Source organism: Cupriavidus sp., assembly GCF_057315035.1.
Window position 1 is genome coordinate 13616 of record NZ_DBHKYV010000039.1, and the last position, 16070, is coordinate 29685.

The 16070-nt window shown below is 63.6% G+C and carries 13 protein-coding genes; 11 read left to right on the forward strand and 2 right to left on the reverse strand.

The features are described 5' to 3' along the window. The first annotated feature begins 476 nt into the window (after positions 1-476). Complete coding sequence (locus ACO550_RS31715) at positions 477-2474, forward strand: putative bifunctional diguanylate cyclase/phosphodiesterase (RefSeq protein WP_315596166.1); 1998 nt, start codon at positions 477-479, stop codon at positions 2472-2474. 7 nt (positions 2475-2481) lie between these two features. Here ACO550_RS31715 and panE read toward each other — a convergent pair whose 3' ends face one another. Then, entirely contained in the window at positions 2482-3420 is a 939-nt protein-coding gene (gene panE, locus ACO550_RS31720) for a 2-dehydropantoate 2-reductase (protein ID WP_315596167.1), read from the reverse strand. A 525-nt stretch (positions 3421-3945) separates the two neighbouring features. Between panE and ACO550_RS31725 the strand changes: the two genes are divergently transcribed. Further along, complete coding sequence (locus ACO550_RS31725) at positions 3946-5199, forward strand: Hsp70 family protein (protein ID WP_315596168.1); 1254 nt, start codon at positions 3946-3948, stop codon at positions 5197-5199. Positions 5200-5226: 27 nt separating this feature from the next. Here ACO550_RS31725 and ACO550_RS31730 read toward each other — a convergent pair whose 3' ends face one another. Then, complete coding sequence (locus ACO550_RS31730) at positions 5227-5886, reverse strand: response regulator transcription factor (RefSeq protein ID WP_315596169.1); 660 nt, start codon at positions 5884-5886, stop codon at positions 5227-5229. Positions 5887-6248: 362 nt separating this feature from the next. Between ACO550_RS31730 and ACO550_RS31735 the strand changes: the two genes are divergently transcribed. The 9 genes from ACO550_RS31735 (at position 6249) to poxB (ending at position 16042) form a co-directional block, all read left to right on the forward strand. Then, positions 6249-6935, forward strand: a complete 687-nt coding sequence (locus ACO550_RS31735) for an isochorismatase family protein (RefSeq protein WP_315596170.1) — start codon at positions 6249-6251, stop codon at positions 6933-6935. Between the two features lie 209 nt (positions 6936-7144). Beyond that, complete coding sequence (locus ACO550_RS31740) at positions 7145-8134, forward strand: alpha/beta hydrolase (protein WP_315596171.1); 990 nt, start codon at positions 7145-7147, stop codon at positions 8132-8134. 80 nt (positions 8135-8214) lie between these two features. Beyond that, positions 8215-10083, forward strand: a complete 1869-nt coding sequence (locus ACO550_RS31745) for an amidohydrolase family protein (RefSeq protein WP_315596172.1) — start codon at positions 8215-8217, stop codon at positions 10081-10083. Between the two features lie 44 nt (positions 10084-10127). After that, a complete protein-coding gene (locus tag ACO550_RS31750; protein WP_315596173.1) occupies positions 10128-10562 on the forward strand; it encodes a DoxX family membrane protein in 435 nt (144 codons plus the stop codon). Continuing rightward, positions 10559-12178, forward strand: coding sequence for an MFS transporter (locus ACO550_RS31755; RefSeq protein ID WP_315596174.1), 1620 nt, complete (start codon positions 10559-10561; stop codon positions 12176-12178). Before ACO550_RS31750 ends, ACO550_RS31755 begins: the two co-directional genes overlap by 4 nt. 27 nt (positions 12179-12205) lie before the next feature. Next, positions 12206-12481, forward strand: a complete 276-nt coding sequence (locus tag ACO550_RS31760; RefSeq protein WP_315596175.1) for a DUF1427 family protein — start codon at positions 12206-12208, stop codon at positions 12479-12481. 88 nt (positions 12482-12569) lie between these two features. Further along, the gene (locus tag ACO550_RS31765) at positions 12570-13631 is read left to right on the forward strand and encodes a porin (protein WP_315596176.1); all 1062 of its coding nucleotides are present in this window, start codon (positions 12570-12572) and stop codon (positions 13629-13631) included. A gap of 165 nt (positions 13632-13796) precedes the next feature. Continuing rightward, the gene (locus ACO550_RS31770; RefSeq protein WP_315596177.1) at positions 13797-14174 is read left to right on the forward strand and encodes a response regulator transcription factor; all 378 of its coding nucleotides are present in this window, start codon (positions 13797-13799) and stop codon (positions 14172-14174) included. Between the two features lie 137 nt (positions 14175-14311). Beyond that, positions 14312-16042: a ubiquinone-dependent pyruvate dehydrogenase gene (gene poxB, locus ACO550_RS31775; RefSeq protein ID WP_315596178.1), complete on the forward strand. Its 1731-nt coding sequence runs from the start codon at positions 14312-14314 to the stop codon at positions 16040-16042. The last annotated feature ends 28 nt before the right edge of the window (positions 16043-16070 follow it).

Consider the following 16070-nt stretch of genomic DNA (forward strand, 5'->3'; position numbering starts at 1 on the left):
CTCGCTTTACCTCTCGCGTCTCGATATTGAATGGCTGGTCATGATTGGGTATTGTCCGCGTCCGATTTCCGGTTTCAGCCGTATACTCGGCTTCCTTGAGAGCTTCTAACGGATTTGTATCGGACATTTTCCGCCCTTCCAAAGTAGGGGGCGGCCCGCGTCGTGCAAATAACGCAACGAAAATGACTAGCGTTGATAAATCAATCACTTGGTGAGACCATGCGAGGTCGCGACACCGGAGGCAAGGATCTTCCGGACCGCGTGAACGAAATATAGGCACCGGGGTTCATGAATATGTCGCAGTGATGGCAAATATCGCGCGGCAAACATAAAAGCAAAAAGCAGGAACGGGCATTTTCAGGACGCAGCAAAATCGCCATCCAGTATTTGCCAACGCGTGTTCGAGATAGCATGGGCGAACGGATGGCGACGGGCATGAACCAATGAAGACAATACGTAGTGCGGCGTTGACTCCAATGCCAGGCCAAGACGGTAGCACCACGTCGATCGATGTCGCGCTGGCACGCCTGACACGGCACGACCAGTTGCTGGCCGTCCGGCGCACGGTGCGCCTTTCCATTCCGATCAACATCGTGCTGGGCGTCAGTGTGCTGGCCGTGGCATGGCATGCGGGGCGCGGTCCTACTGCCACCGCCTGGTTCCTGGTCTCGCTGCTCTGGAATTCCCTGCGCATCTGGCTGTGCCGGATACCGCTGGGCAAGGTATCCTCGTTGGCGCGCCCCGAGGATCAGCGACTGGCGCGCACGGTGGAACGGCATCTGCGCACGCACTGCATACTCGCGCTGATGTCCGGCCTGACCTGGGCGTCGATACCGATCCTGTGCGACGGCTACAGGTCGCCGCAAACCTTGTTCTATCTCACGGTGGTGTGCGGCATCACCGCTGGGGCGGTCACGCACGGCTTTGCCTACGCCCGCATTCCGCTTTGCTTTATCACCCCGCCGTTGCTGTCGGCAGCCGGCTGCCTGCTGGTGTTCGGCGACTACGACAAGCTCTGGCTGGCCGGTACGACAGTGCTCTACCTCGGCGCGCTGGTGCGCTGCACGCTGGAGAGCGAAAAGCAGATCCGGCATTCGATCCGCCTCAAGAACGAAGCCACAGCGATACAGGATTCGCTGCGCATTGCGCATGACGATGCGGTGATTCGCGCCGACGAGATGTGGACGCTGGCCAGCCAGGATCCGCTGACCCGCCTGCTGAGCCGCAGCGGCTTCTTCGATCGCGTGAACAAGCGTCTTGTGAATGGGCTGAGCGGCAAGCACTGCCTGCTGATGCTGGACCTGGACGGCTTCAAGGTCATCAACGATGCATTCGGCCACAAGGCCGGCGATGGCGTATTGCGCGAGGTTGCAAGGCGACTCGAGGCGGTGGCCGGTCCCGACATGCTGGTCGGACGCATGGGCGGCGACGAGTTCATGGTGTTCTACAACCCGTTCGATGCCGACGATTGCCCCTCGGCGCTGGCCGGCCGGCTGATCGCGGCGGTGCGCCAGCCGCTGGATGGCTACGAATACTGCCCGGTCGGCATCAGCATCGGCATCTGCCGCGGCCCCGACATCAGCCTCGACGACATGCTGCTGTTCGCCGACGCCGCGCTCTATGCCGCCAAGCGCGCCGGCCGCAACAGCTTCTATGTGTTCGACGAGGATCTGCACCGGCACCTGCAGATGCAGCGCGATATCGAACGCGATCTGCCGCGCGCACTGGCCGACGACATGCTCGAAGTCTGGTTCCAGCCGATCTTCGGCAACGGCGGCGCCAGCGTGCGCAGCCTGGAAGCGCTGATTCGCTGGAAACACCCGCGGCATGGCTGGGTTCCGCCACCGGAACTGGTATCGGTGGCGGCGGCCTCGGGGTTGTCGGAAACGCTGCTGCGTGCCACGCTGGCCAAGGTGTGCCGGCTTTCCAAGAACATCCAGGCCCAGGGCGGCCAACTGATTCCGATCGCCATCAATATTTCGCCGCGCGAGATGGCGCAAGTGGAAATCGACAAGCTGCTGCTGTCCACACTGGAAGCATGCAGGATCGAGCCCGGCATGCTGACGGTGGAGATCACCGAGGAAGTGGCACTCGACGTGGATGCCGTACAGGGCAAGATTGCCAATATGGCCCGCGCCGGCGTGTCGATTGCACTGGACGATTTTGGCGTGGGGTATTCGGGACTCGGCGCACTGCGTCAGCTTGGCGCGGCATGCGTGAAGGTGGACCGCAGCTTCATCACCGATATCGCCCGGTCGACGCGCAACCAGGACCTGATGCGCGCGGTGCTGAGCCTGGGCCGCTCATTCGGTTTCGAAGTGGTGGCCGAAGGCGTGGAGCACGAAGCCGATCGCCAGACGCTGATCGAGATTGGTTGCCGTGCGATGCAAGGTTACCTGCTGGCCCGGCCGATGCCCGAAGCAGACCTGCCGGCGTGGCTGCATGCGCGCAACGCGCAGGCCAGCCACGCCTGACTGCGGCCTAGTTGCCCTGGTTGCTATTGCTACGCGCGCGACGCGCTTCGTAGGCTTTCAGGTTGGTCAGCGCCAGTTCCAGCGTAGGCGCCGCAACCTGGCCGCGGCGCGCAAGCAGATCGCCCACGATCTGGTCCGATTCGATCGCCGCGCCGCGCTCGAGGTCGCGCAGCATCGATGCGGTAATCGGCGAACCTTCGGTAAATAGCGTCGCTTGCGCCTGCCGCATGGCGGGCTCGCGGATTGCATAGCCGTTGGCAGCGGCAATCTCGGCGCATTCGTCGAGCAATGCGGCAATGGTTTCGCGTCCGCGCGGCGCGGCCAGGATATCGCCAATGGCTGCGCGCATCAGGCACGTGGACGAGGCCAGCGTGGCCAGGAAGAACCATTTCTCCCACATGTCCTGGCGCATGGCGTCGCTGCGCTGGACGTCGAAACCCGCGTTGCCGAAGACTTCGGCAAGTGCCTGCGCGCGATCGCTAGTGCCCGATGGACGCTCGCCAAACGAGAGAACATGGAATGGCGACAGATGCAGGATCGTGCCCTGGTCGTCGAGCGTGCTGGAGATCATGCAGCGGCCACCCATCACGCGTTCGGCGCCGAAGCGGGCCTCGAGGCGGTCCAGATGGCGCATGCCGTTGAGTACCGGTACCACCACGGTAGCGGGGCCCATCGCTGGGGCAAAGCCGTCCATGGCACTGTCGAGGTCATAAGCCTTGCAGCTCAGCAGCACCACGTCATATGGTTGCGTGATCTGCTCCGACTGTACGACGGGCGGATTCGGAATATGCAGATCGCCGTGCGGACTTTTCAGGCGCAGGCCATGCTCCGCCAGTTGTGCCGCGCGACGCTGACGCACAAGAAATGTCACGTCACGCCCTGCCTGCAGCAACCGCGCACCGAAATAGCCCCCCGTGGCGCCCACCCCGACTACCAGAATACGCATCCTCGACTCCCAGTCCGGCCCGGCACGTTGCCGGGCGATGCGCCATTGTAGTGGGGTGCCGCCAATGTTGCTGGCGGCGCCCTGGTCAGGCGCAAACGGGGGTCGGGAATGGACAAGGGGCCGCGGTGGGGATGGTGGCGGCCCCTTGCAGCATCATGTGAGCAGATTGAACAGTAGCCCCAATGCTATGGCGCCGCCCAGCGTCTCCACCGCGGCCAACGCGATCAGGTTCCTGAAAATGAGTGCATCGTCCTGCTTGGTCACCATGGTATTGTCTCCAGTTGGTTTTCCAAACTACGGTCGGTGGTGTCGTACCGACCGGTCACACTGCAACCTGTGGCTTCAGTAGACTGCAACCCCGGCGTGGCGAACAGTTGGCATAAACCCGCATCGGGCGACTACTGATGGCGCACAGCGCGCGGCATTCCGGCCCTGTGACAGGAAAACCCCTACAATAACGCCCCGCACGACGGGAGCCGTCACCGGCAACCGCTGTATTGGCTGCACTTGAACCCCTGAATTTCAATGATCTCAAACGCTTGCGGCGTCGACTTCGGCACGTCCAATTCCACCGTTGGCTGGCTCCGCCCGGGCGCGCCAACGCTGTTGCCACTGGAAGATGGCAAGGCCACGCTGCCGTCCGTGATCTTCTTTCACGCCGAAGACCCGCTGGTCAGCTATGGCCGCGCGGCATTGGCCGACTACCTGGCCGGCTACGAAGGCCGCATGATGCGCTCGCTCAAGAGCCTGCTCGGCACCTCGATGATGGACGACAGCACCGAGGTCATGGGCCAGGCCATGCCGTTCCGCAAGCTGCTCGCGCATTTCATCGGCGAACTCAAGGGGCGCGCCGAACGCGCGGCCGGACGCGAGTTCACGTCGGCGATACTGGGGCGCCCGGTACATTTCATCGACGAGGACAAGGCCGCCGACCAGCTTGCCGAAGATACGCTGGCCGAGATTGCGCGCGACGCGGGCTTCCGCGATATCGCGTTCCAGTACGAACCGATTGCCGCGGCATTCGACTACGAAGCAGGCATTACCGATGAAGAACTGGTACTCGTGGCCGATATCGGCGGCGGTACGTCTGACTTCTCGCTGGTGCGCCTGTCTCCCGAGCGCGCACGCAAGACCGACCGGCGCGACGACATTCTTGCCAACGGTGGCGTGCATATCGGCGGCACCGACTTCGACCGCGCGCTGAGCCTGGCCAGCGTGATGCCGATGCTGGGGCTGAACAGCCAGCTACGCAATGGCAAGGCGATGCCGTCGGGCCAGTACTTCGACCTGGCCAGCTGGCACACCATCAACCTGATCTACACACGCAAGGCGTGGTCGATCGTGATGGACAACTATCGCGATGCGGCCGATACCGAAAAGCTCGACCGGCTGATTCGCCTGATCCGCGAGCGCGCGGGCCACTGGCTGGCCATCCAGGTGGAAGCGGCCAAGATCGCGCTGTCGAACGATACCCGGACCGTGGTCGATCTGGGCCGCATTGCGCCGGACACCACGCTGGAAGTCGCGCGTGAAGACTTCGACCAGTCGATCGAAAAGCTGGTGGGCAAGACCGCCTCGACGGTGCAGGACATGCTGAAGACCGCGGGCGTGACCGCCGATGCGGTCGACACCATCCTCTTTACCGGTGGTTCAAGCAGCGTACCGATGCTGCGCGAGCAACTGGCGCGGCTGCTGCCCGGCGTGCGCCGCGTGGAAGGTGATCTGTTTGGCGGGATCGGTTCGGGACTGGCGCTCGATGCCGCGCGCAAGTTCGGCTGATACACCAGACCTGTAACGCGCAACGCGTTAGAGGTCTGCCCTGCACAGGCCGATCTGTTGCGCCATCAATACCAGTTCGGCAAACGTGCGGGCCTTCATCTTGCGCATGGCCTGGCCGCGGTGAATCTTGACCGTGACTTCACTAATGCCAATCTCGCCGGCAATCTGCTTGTTGAGCAGGCCCGCTACCGCCATGCCCATCACCTCGGCTTCACGCGGTGTCAGCGTCGCATGATTGGTGCGGATTTCCGCCACCTTGCGCAAACCCCGGCGCCGCAGCCGGTCCTTCTCAATGGCTGCCGCCACCGCATCGAGCAGATCCTGGTCGCGGAATGGCTTGGCCAGGAAGTCTTCCGCACCTGCCTTCATGGCGGTCACGGTCATCGCAATGTCGCCATGGCCGGTCATGAAGATGATGGGAAGATGAACGCCCATCTGTCCGAGACGGGTCTGCAGGTCAAGCCCGCTCGGGCCTCTTAACCTCACATCCAGCACCAGGCAACTCGGTGCATCCGGCAGTTCGAATTCGAGCAACTCCGCAGCCGAACCGAACAACGCCACTTTCATGCCGACCGAGCGGAACAGGTTGCCCAGTCCCGCACGTAGCATGGCGTCGTCATCAACCACGAGCACCAGCGCATCGTCTTCGACACCTGTGCCGGCAGGAGCCCCGTTCCGGGATATCACGGTCTATTCTCCATTGGGCCTGGTTGCTGGTTGGGTGTTGCGGATTGTGAGCCGCGCGGCATTGATTCTGATGGATTCGCGCGTCCGCCCCGCATTTCAGCACAGCCCTCGCCAAGGCGCCACCTATACCAAGTGCGTATGGGCTGGTGCCGGCCAATGGTGGTGTACCGAATGCCACAGGTAATCCCGACACGTGATCGGCTAATACGATCGGCCAATGGTTGCAAGCGTGCGCGCCGTCTAGGCTTGCGTCGGGTCGCATCGCGCCCACCCCCTGCAATGCGACCTCGCTCTCCGATGCACCATGGACGGGCAGATGCCCGGGCCATCGCCCCCAAACCTTCGTTTCAAGGAGCAACATCATGTCCAACCCGAAGCTCGAAGTGCTGACGCCGCTGAACAGCCAGCTGATCATCATCGATCACCAGCCGCAAATGGCATTCGGCGTGCAGTCGATGGACCGCCAGGCGTTGAAGAACAACGTCGTGGGCCTGGCCAAGGCCGCGAAGATCTTCAATGTGCCGACCACGATCACTACGGTGGAAAGCGAGTCGTTCTCGGGCTACACGTATCCGGAAATCCTCGATGTATTCCCCGACGCCAAGACACTCGAACGCACCTCGATGAATTCGTGGGACGACCAGAAGGTGCGCGACGCACTGAAGGCCAATGGCCGCAAGAAGGTGGTAGTGGCCGGCCTGTGGACCGAAGTCTGCAACACCACGTTCGCGTTGTGCGCAATGCTGGAAGGCGACTACGAGATCTACATGGTGGCCGACGCCTCGGGCGGCACCAGCAAGGAAGCCCACGACTATGCGATGCAGCGCATGGTGCAGGCCGGCGCCGTGCCCGTGACCTGGCAGCAGGTGCTGCTGGAATGGCAACGCGACTGGGCTCACCGCGACACCTATGACGCCGTGATGAAGCTGGTCAAGGAGCATTCCGGCGCCTACGGCATGGGCGTCGACTACGCCTACACGATGGTGCACAAGGCCGCGCAGCGCACCACCACGCCGCACGAATCCATCGCCCCGGTTGCGGCGGGCTAAAGGCTTCGGGATGGGTCCGGGAGGCCCGTCGCCATTAATTCAAATTTTTTGATGAATATATACAGCATGAGTGCGGCAACAACCTCATGCTGGTCATTAAAGTTCAGTCCATCGGCAGTGCGGCAGGCTCAGCGACAAGCTACGGCCGGTCAGCACTGCCCGAGCCACTAAATCAAACAAACTGAATCAATTTCATGCCGGAGAATCTCATGTCGAACGCCGCCCCTCAACAACAAGCTGATCAACACGACGCATCGCGCCGCAAGCTGCTGGTAGGCAGCACGGTCGGCGCAGCCGCTGCCTCGGTGGCGTCGATGGCAGCGCTGACGCCAGCTGCGGCCGTTGCCGCGCCGGCTGCCGGAAGCCACACGAAGCAGGGGCACTACGTCACCACGAAGGACGGCACGCGCATCTTCTACAAGGACTGGGGCTCGGGCCGCCCGGTGGTGTTCTCGCACGGCTGGCCGCTCGACGCCGACGCATGGGACTCGCAAATGCTGTTCCTGGTGCAGAAAGGCTTCCGCGTGATTGCCCATGACCGCCGTGGCCATGGCCGCTCGGACCAGCCCGGCACGGGCAACAACATGGACACCTACGCCGACGACCTCGCGGCCGTGCTCGACGCGCTCGATATCAAGGGCGCCACACTGGTCGGCCACTCCACCGGCGGTGGCGAAGTGGCCCGCTATATCGGCCGACATGGCACCAAACGCGTGGCCAAGGCCATGCTGATCGGCGCCGTGCCGCCGACCATGGCCAAGAGCGCCGCGTACCCGAATGGCCTGCCGCTGGAAGTGTTCGACGGCATCCGCAAGGGCGTGGCCGACAACCGCTCGCAGTTCTACAAGGACCTCGCCGTGCCGTTCTTCGGTTTCAACCGTCCCAACGCCAAGGTCTCGCAAGGCACCATCGACGCATTCTGGTCGCAGGGCATGGCCGGCGGCATCCTGGGCCAGTACCTGTGCATCAAGGAGTTCTCTGAAGTCGACTACACCGAGGACCTCAAGAAGATCACGGTGCCCACGCTGATCCTGCACGGTGACGATGACCAGATCGTGCCGATCGACAACGCAGCCAAACTCTCCGCGAAGATCGTCAAGAACGCCACGCTGAAGGTCTATCCGGGCGCATCGCATGGCATGTGCGTGATCAACGCCGACCAGGTCAATGCCGACCTGCTGGCCTTCCTGAACGCCTGAGCCCCATGTCTGTCACCCGCCGGCAATTCATTGCCTCGGCTGCCGCCCTCGGCGCGGCAGCCTCTTCGGAGCTATTCGCCATGTCACCGACCCCAACTCCCGATCTCATCCTCGTCAACGGCAAGTTCACCACGCTGGACCGCGCCAACCCGCAGGCCGATGCCGTAGCCATCCAGGACGGCCGCTTTGTCAGCGTGGGCACGCGCGACGAGATCATGAAGCTTGCGGCCGCCACGACGAAAGTAATCGACCTGAATGGTCGGCGGGCCATTCCCGGGCTGATCGACAGCCATATGCACATCATTCGCGGCGGCCTGAACTACAACATGGAGCTGCGCTGGGACGGCGTGCGTTCACTGGCCGATGCGATGCGCATGCTCAAGGACCAGGTAGCCCGCACGCCCGCACCGCAATGGGTACGCGTGGTGGGTGGCTTCACCGAACACCAGTTCGCCGAGAAGCGCCTGCCGACCATCGACGAACTGAACGCGGCGGCGCCCGATACACCGGTATTCATCCTGCACCTGTATGACCGCGCAATCCTGAACGGCGCCGCGCTGCGTGCCGTGGGATACAACAAGGACACGCCGAATCCTCCGGGCGGCGAGATCATCCGCGACGCCAGCGGCAACCCGACTGGCCTGCTGCTGGCCAAGCCCAATGCCACGATCCTGTATGCCACGTTGGCCAAGGGACCGAAGCTGCCGGCCGAGTACCAGAAGAACTCCACGCGCCATTTCATGCGCGAAGTGAACCGGCTGGGCGTGACCGGCGTGATCGATGCCGGCGGCGGGTACCAGAACTACCCCGAGGACTACAACATCATCGAGGAGCTGCACAAGGAAGGCCAGCTCACGGTGCGCCTGGCCTACAACCTGTTCACGCAGAAGCCCAAGGAAGAACTGAGCGACTTCAAGACCTGGACGTCGACCGTGAAGCCGGGCCAGGGCGATGATCTCTATCGCCATAACGGTGCCGGGGAAATGCTGGTCTACACCGCGGCGGACTTCGAGGACTTCCGCGTCGAACGCCCCGACATGCCGCCGTCGATGGAAGGCGACCTGGAGCCGGTCATCCGCCTGCTCGCGGAAAAGCGCTGGCCCTGGCGCCTGCACGCGACCTACAACGAAACCATCACGCGCGCGCTGGACGTCTATGAAAAGGTGGCCAAGGACGTGCCATTCAATGGCCTGAACTGGTTCTTCGACCACGCCGAGACCATCTCCGATCGCAATATCGACCGTATCGCCGCGCTTGGCGGGGGTATTGCCGTGCAGCACCGCATGGCATACCAGGGCGAATATTTCGTGGAGCGTTATGGCGCCCGCGCTGCCGAAGCCACGCCGCCGATCAAGAAGATGCTTGAAAAGGGCGTGAAGGTCGGCGCCGGCACCGATGCCACACGCGTGGCCTCGTACAACCCATGGGTGTCGCTGCACTGGCTGACCACGGGCAAGACCGTGGGCGGCATGTCAATGTACCCGCAGGCCAACCTGCTCGACCGCGAGACCGCACTGCGGCTGTGGACCGAGGCCAATACCTGGTTCTCGTCCGAGGAAGGCAAGAAGGGGCAGATCAAGGCTGGCCAGCTGGCCGACCTCGCGGTGCTCTCCGCTGACTATTTCAGCGTTCCGGGCGACGATATCCAGGACATCACCGCGGTACTGACGGTACTTGGTGGCAAGGTGGTCTATGGCGACAACGAGTTCAACAAGCATTCGCCCGAGCTGCCGCCCGCCATGCCGGACTGGTCTCCGGCCCGTCACGGCAGCCGCTATCAGCCGCGTCCCAATGCACAGGCCAAGCTGGCCATGAATACTGCCTGCGGCTGTGCCAGTTCGTGCGGCGTACATGGTCATGCGCATGCCAAGGCATGGACTTCCAATATGCCCACCTCGGATGAAAGCTCGTTCTGGGGCGCGCTCGGCTGCTCGTGCTGGGCATTCTGACCGCGTGACGCATCTCGCCATCGCACCGTAACCGGAGACCCGCCATGCCGCCCTTCTCTTCCCCGCTGGCCACGGCCGGCGAAACCACGCACCGGCTGCCAAGCTGGTTGCACTGGATCGCCCTGCTGCTGCTTTGCGCGGCCTATTTGCAAGGCGGACTGGTCAAGCTGTTCGACTTCTCCGGCGCGGTGGCCGAGATGCAGCACTTCGGCCTGACACCGGCCGTGCCGATGGCCGCCGCCACGATCGCATTGGAGCTGGTTGCGCCGGCCATGATCCTGCTGGGCATCTATCGTTGGCTCGGTGCGCTGGCGCTGGCTGCATTCACGCTGGCCGCGACCTTCATGGCCAATCGTTTCTGGAGTGCGCCACCGGAAGCGCAGTTCATGCTGATGAACGCGTTCTTCGAGCACCTCGGACTGGTGGGCGGCTTCCTGCTGGTGGCGTGGCATGACCTGGGCCAACGGAGGCAAGCATGAACGCGCCGGCTGCACCTGCATCCAAACCGGCATCCGGCGGTTCGTTCGCGCCGCTGGCCCAATCCACGTTTGCCGTGCTGTGGGTCGCCACGATCCTTGGCAATATCGGCAGCTTCATGCGCGATGTAGCCAGCGCGTGGCTGGCCACCGACCTGTCGAGTTCGCCCGCCGCGGTGGCGACGATCCAGGCCGCTGCGACGCTGCCGGTGTTCCTGCTGGCAATTCCGGCCGGCGTGCTCTCGGATATCCTGGACCGGCGCCGCTTCCTGATCGTGATCCAGATCGGACTGGCAATGGTCAGTGGCACGCTGGCGCTGCTGGCCTGGCGCGGCGGCTTGACCATCGAAATCCTGATCGGCCTGGCCTTTGTGGGCGGGATCGGCGCGGCCATGATGGGCCCGACATGGCAGTCCATCGTGCCCGAACTGGTGCCACCCAGTACCTTGCGCCAGGCCGTTGCGCTCAATGCGCTGGGCGTGAACATTGCGCGCGCAATTGGCCCCGCCACGGGTGGCCTGCTACTGGCCGCATTCGGCGCGGCGGCGACCTACGGCGTTGACCTGCTCAGCTATCTGTTTGTCATCGGCGCACTGATCTGGTGGAAGCGTCCCGTACAACCGGTCGATCCGCTGCGCGAACATTTCTTCAGCGCGTTCCGTGCGGGTCTGCGTTTTACACGCGCCCATAGCAAGCTTCACATCGTGCTGGCACGCGCGGCCGTACATTTCGCGTTCGGCAGCAGCGTCTGGGCCCTGTTGCCGCTGGTAGCCAAGCAGTTGCTGCATGGCGGCGCCGGGCTCTATGGTGTACTGCTCGGCGCGGTTGGCGCCGGAGCAATCGCCGGTGCGTTGACGATGCCGGCACTGCAGAAGCGTCTCGATGCCGATGGCGTGGTGCTGGTATCGGCGATCGCCACGGCAGTGGTGATGGCGGGGTTGTCGTTCGCACCGCCGGTGTGGCTGGCGTTGCCGTTGCTGCTGGTGCTTGGCGCGGCATGGATCATGGCGCTGACCACGCTGGGTGGCGCAGCACAGGCCATCCTGCCGAACTGGGTGCGCGGACGCGCGCTGGCCGTCTATCAGATGGTGTTCAACGGCGCGCTGGCCGGCGGCAGCCTGCTCTGGGGCTTTGTCGCGCAGGCTCTGGGCACCCCGCATGCACTGCTGATCGCGGCCGCGGGTCTGGTACTGGCCGGATCGCTGCTGCACCGCCTGCGCCTGCCACGTGGCGAGGAAGACCTGGGGCCCGCGCGCCACTGGCCCGAGCCCGAGATGGCCGGCGAGATCGCCCACGACCGTGGCCCGGTAATGATCCTGATCGAGTACTGCATTCCGGCGGCCAATCGCGACGCATTCCTGCACGCCGTGCATCGGCTTTCCGAAGAACGGCTGCGCGATGGCGCGTTCAACTGGGGCGTGATGGAAGACCCGTCCAATCCCGAATTGCTGACCGAGTGGTTCCTGGTGGAGTCGTGGGCCGAGCATCTGCGCCAGCACCGGCGCGTGCCCAATGCCGACGCCGACTTGCAGCGCGATGTGGCGCGCTTCCACGTGGCCAGCGAACCACCGCGTGTACGGCATCTGCTGGGCATCGGCCTGCCGCCCGCATCCCCCTGATTCCTATCCTGAAATTGCGAGATCGACATGAAGATCTATCTGGTTTCCCTTGGCGCCGGCGTACTGGTCGGCATCATCTACGCGCTGATGCAGGTGCGTTCCCCGGCGCCACCGGCCGTGGCGCTGATCGGCCTGCTGGGCATGCTGATTGGCGAACAGGTGGTACCGCCAATCAAGCGCATGATCGCCGGCGAACCGGTCACCATCGCCTGGTTTCACTCCGAGTGCGTGCCCAAGATCACCGGCACGCCGGGACCGACGCTGGCGGCTGCCGAGACGAAGGAAAACGATGCGGCACGCTAACATTGTGCGAAGGTTTTCTCCCCTCTCCCGCAAGCGGGAGAGGGGCGGGGGAGAGGGCAAGCGCGCGACTCTGCTACCGGCCCTCCTCGTGACACTGGCCCCCACCATAGCCATCGCCGACAGCAACGTCACGATCTATGGCCGCCTCAATACCGCCATCGAGTATTCGCGTGCCAGCACAGCCACCGATGGCACGGCGCTGGGTAGCGTGGTGCGCCAGACCAACTACCGCTCGGTGTGGGGACTGCGTGGCGAGGAAGGTCTCGGCGGTTCGCTCAAGGCGTTGTGGCAGATCGAAAGCAACCTTTCAATCGACAACGGACAAGGCGGCATTGCCACGCGCAATTCGCGCATCGGCCTGCAGGGCGACTACGGGTTGCTGTTCATGGGCCACTGGCATACGCCGTACACCGAGTCGACCATGGCGTACGACCCGTACTACCCGACCACGGCGGGCTATATGGCGCTGATTGGCAACGGCTCCACGTCGAGTTCGAACAATGTCGAGGACACCAGTTCGTTCGACCGGCGCCAGAAGAACATCGTCCAGTACCGCTCGCCTCAACTGGCCGGCGTCAGCGTCTGGCTGGGCTGGGGGCTGCCCGAGGAAAAGACCACGGTGCCGCGCAATCCGGCGTTGTATTCGGCCGCGGTGGTCTACGACAAGGGGCCGCTGAATGCGACCGTGGCCTACGAGATCCACCAGCACTACCAGGCTGCCGGCCGCAATGACGATGCCTTGAAGCTGGGCATCGCGTACCAGCTGTTCCAGGGCACCCGCATTTCGGCGCTTTACGAGCATCTGCACTACCGCACCGATACCGGCGACCTGCAACGCAATGGCTACTACGCGTCGCTGGTCCAGCAACTGGGTCCGGGCAGTGTGCGCATCGGCTTTGCGCTGGCCGCGAACGGCACCGGATCATCGACCGATACGATCGGGTTCTTCCGTAGCGGAGCGGAAACGGGTGCCACGCAATTTACCGTGGGCTACGACTACCCGTTGTCGAAACGCACCGCATTGTTCGCGTTCTACAGCCGCATCAACAACAAGCGCAATGCCGTCTACGATTTCGCGATCAATGAGCTTGGCGTCAGCGCCGGCGCCGATCCGCAAACGTTCGCGCTCGGCATGCGGCATAACTTCTGACGGGAGTGCCACGCCATTTGCGTAACTAATACCATGGTATGAATCTGGCGTGATTCGTGGCGGTGGGCGCGGGAAGAGCATATCCTTGTGCGATTTCCCGCGTGGCGGGACGACGCGGTGCGCCATGTCACCGCGCGAGAGACAGAGACTAGCCGAGGATTTCGTGTGACTGCCAACCCCGTGATTGCCATTGTCGACGACGACGCTTCCGTCAGGCATGCCATGGGACGCCTGGTGCGCTCTCTCGACATAGCCGTGCAACTGTATGGCGCAGGCGCCGAACTGCTGCAGTCCGACACGCTCGGTGACATCGCCTGTGTCATTACCGATGTCCAGATGCCCATGATGAACGGCTTTGCCTTGTGCGAAGCGCTCCGTGCACGTGGCTTGCGCATGCCGGTGATCATCATGACGGCGTTCGCGCAAGAAGGTTACGAACAGCGCGCGCGGGCCGTAGGGGCCGCATGTTTCCTGAACAAGCCGTTCCACGACGCCGAAATCGTGCACTGCATCGAAAGCGCGTTGCAGCGCGGCGTGGAGTAATCCACCGTCCACGGGGCGAATCCGAAACGCTATTGACCGGCACGCAAGGGCGGTGGGCAAGGAAGACTTAGGCTGCGCGTGAACCTATCGCGCCTGTCACAGCCAAACAGGCACGCCTTCCGAACAAGGAGCAGAACATGGCCACGGAAATCGCAGCGGACCTGATCACCAGTGTGCTTCACGGCGTCGGTGTACGCCGCATCTATGGCGTCGTCGGCGATAGCCTGAACGGCCTGACCGAATCGCTGCGCAAGCGCGGCGACATCGACTGGATCCATACGCGCCACGAGGAAACCGCCGCGTTCGCGGCGGGCGCCGAAGCGCACCTGACCGGCGACCTCGCAGTCTGTGCCGGCAGTTGCGGGCCGGGCAACCTGCACCTGATCAATGGCCTGTTCGACTGTCACCGTTCGCGTGTACCGGTACTGGCGATTGCCGCCCATATCCCAAGCGCGGAGATCGGCCGTAACTATTTCCAGGAAACCCATCCGGAACAGCTGTTCCGCGAATGCAGCCACTACTGCGAACTGGTGACCAGCGTCGAGCAGCTTCCCAGCGTGCTCGAGACCGCGATCCGTGCCGCCGTGGGGCGACGCGGCGTGGCGGTGATCGTGATCCCTGGCGATGTGGCATTGCGCGCCGCTTCAGCCGCGCTGTCCGCGCCGGCGTCGATGGCGCTGGCTGCGCCCGTGGTGACACCCGATGCCGCATCGGTCGATGCGCTCGCCGAGCTGCTACGCGGCAGCCAGCGCACAACGCTGCTCTGCGGACGCGGTTGCGCCGGCGCACACGACCAGGTGGTGCGACTGGCGGAAACACTGAAGGCGCCGGTGGTGCATGCGCTCGGCGGCAAGGAGTTTATCGAGTACGACAATCCGTACGACGTCGGCATGACCGGCCTGATCGGTTTCAGCTCCGGCTATCACGCGATGCAGAACTGCGACACGCTACTGATGCTTGGCACCGACTTCCCGTATCGGCAGTTCTATCCGGAAGGCGCACGCGTTGCGCAAGTCGACGTGCGGCCCGAAAACCTTGGACGCCGCACGCGGCTGGACCTTGGGCTGGTTGGCGACGTGGCCGCTACGCTCGATGCGCTGCAACCACGGCTGACGCCACAAACCGACAGCACCCATCTTGACGCCAGCGTGCGTCATTACCATGAAGCACGGCAGCAACTGGACGACCTGGCCAGCGGCGACAGTGGCCGCAAGCCGATCCATCCGCAATATCTGGCACGGTTGCTCAGCGAGCAGGCCGCCGATGACGCGGTCTTCACGTTCGACGTCGGGACCCCCACGATTTGGGCCGCGCGCTACCTGCGCATGAACGGCCGCCGCCGGCTGATCGGTTCGCTGGCACATGGCTCGATGGCCAATGCGTTGCCGCAGGCCATCGGCGCGCAGTCCGCGTTTCCGGGTCGACAGGTGATCAGTCTGTCCGGCGACGGTGGTTTTGCCATGCTGATGGGCGATTTCCTGACGCTGGTACAGCAAGGACTGCCGGTCAAGGTAGTGATCTTCAATAACAGCGTGCTCGGCTTCGTGGCGCTGGAAATGAAGGCGTCAGGCTTTCTTGAGACAGGAACATCGCTGCAGAATCCCGACTTCGCCGCCATGGCGCGCGCTATCGGCGTGCATGCACAACGTGTGGAAGACCCGCTGCTGCTGCCGGAGGCCGTGACATTGATGCTGGCCCACGATGGCCCCGCGTTGATCGATGTGGTGACCAACACCCAGGAACTGGCCATGCCGCCGGCGCTGAAGGCCGAGCAGATCAAGGGCTTCAGCCTGTGGGCCCTGAAGGCCGTCATGAACGGCCGCGCCGATGAGCTGGTGGAACTGGCAAAGACAAACCTGCTGCGGTGACGGTGGTTTGACGTACCACATAGCCGGC

Bases quoted from the DNA above. Each gene is read 5' to 3' on its own strand.
- ACO550_RS31725 (WP_315596168.1), top strand. From the start codon at position 3,946: ATGATCTCAAACGCTTGCGGCGTCGACTTCGGCACGTCCAATTCCACC.
- panE (WP_315596167.1), bottom strand. From the start codon at position 3,420: ATGCGTATTCTGGTAGTCGGGGTGGGCGCCACGGGGGGCTATTTCGGT.
- ACO550_RS31715 (WP_315596166.1), top strand. From the start codon at position 477: ATGCCAGGCCAAGACGGTAGCACCACGTCGATCGATGTCGCGCTGGCA.
- ACO550_RS31735 (WP_315596170.1), top strand. From the start codon at position 6,249: ATGTCCAACCCGAAGCTCGAAGTGCTGACGCCGCTGAACAGCCAGCTG.
- ACO550_RS31740 (WP_315596171.1), top strand. From the start codon at position 7,145: ATGTCGAACGCCGCCCCTCAACAACAAGCTGATCAACACGACGCATCG.
- ACO550_RS31760 (WP_315596175.1), top strand. From the start codon at position 12,206: ATGAAGATCTATCTGGTTTCCCTTGGCGCCGGCGTACTGGTCGGCATC.
- poxB (WP_315596178.1), top strand. From the start codon at position 14,312: ATGGCCACGGAAATCGCAGCGGACCTGATCACCAGTGTGCTTCACGGC.
- ACO550_RS31745 (WP_315596172.1), top strand. From the start codon at position 8,215: ATGTCACCGACCCCAACTCCCGATCTCATCCTCGTCAACGGCAAGTTC.
- ACO550_RS31750 (WP_315596173.1), top strand. From the start codon at position 10,128: ATGCCGCCCTTCTCTTCCCCGCTGGCCACGGCCGGCGAAACCACGCAC.
- ACO550_RS31755 (WP_315596174.1), top strand. From the start codon at position 10,559: ATGAACGCGCCGGCTGCACCTGCATCCAAACCGGCATCCGGCGGTTCG.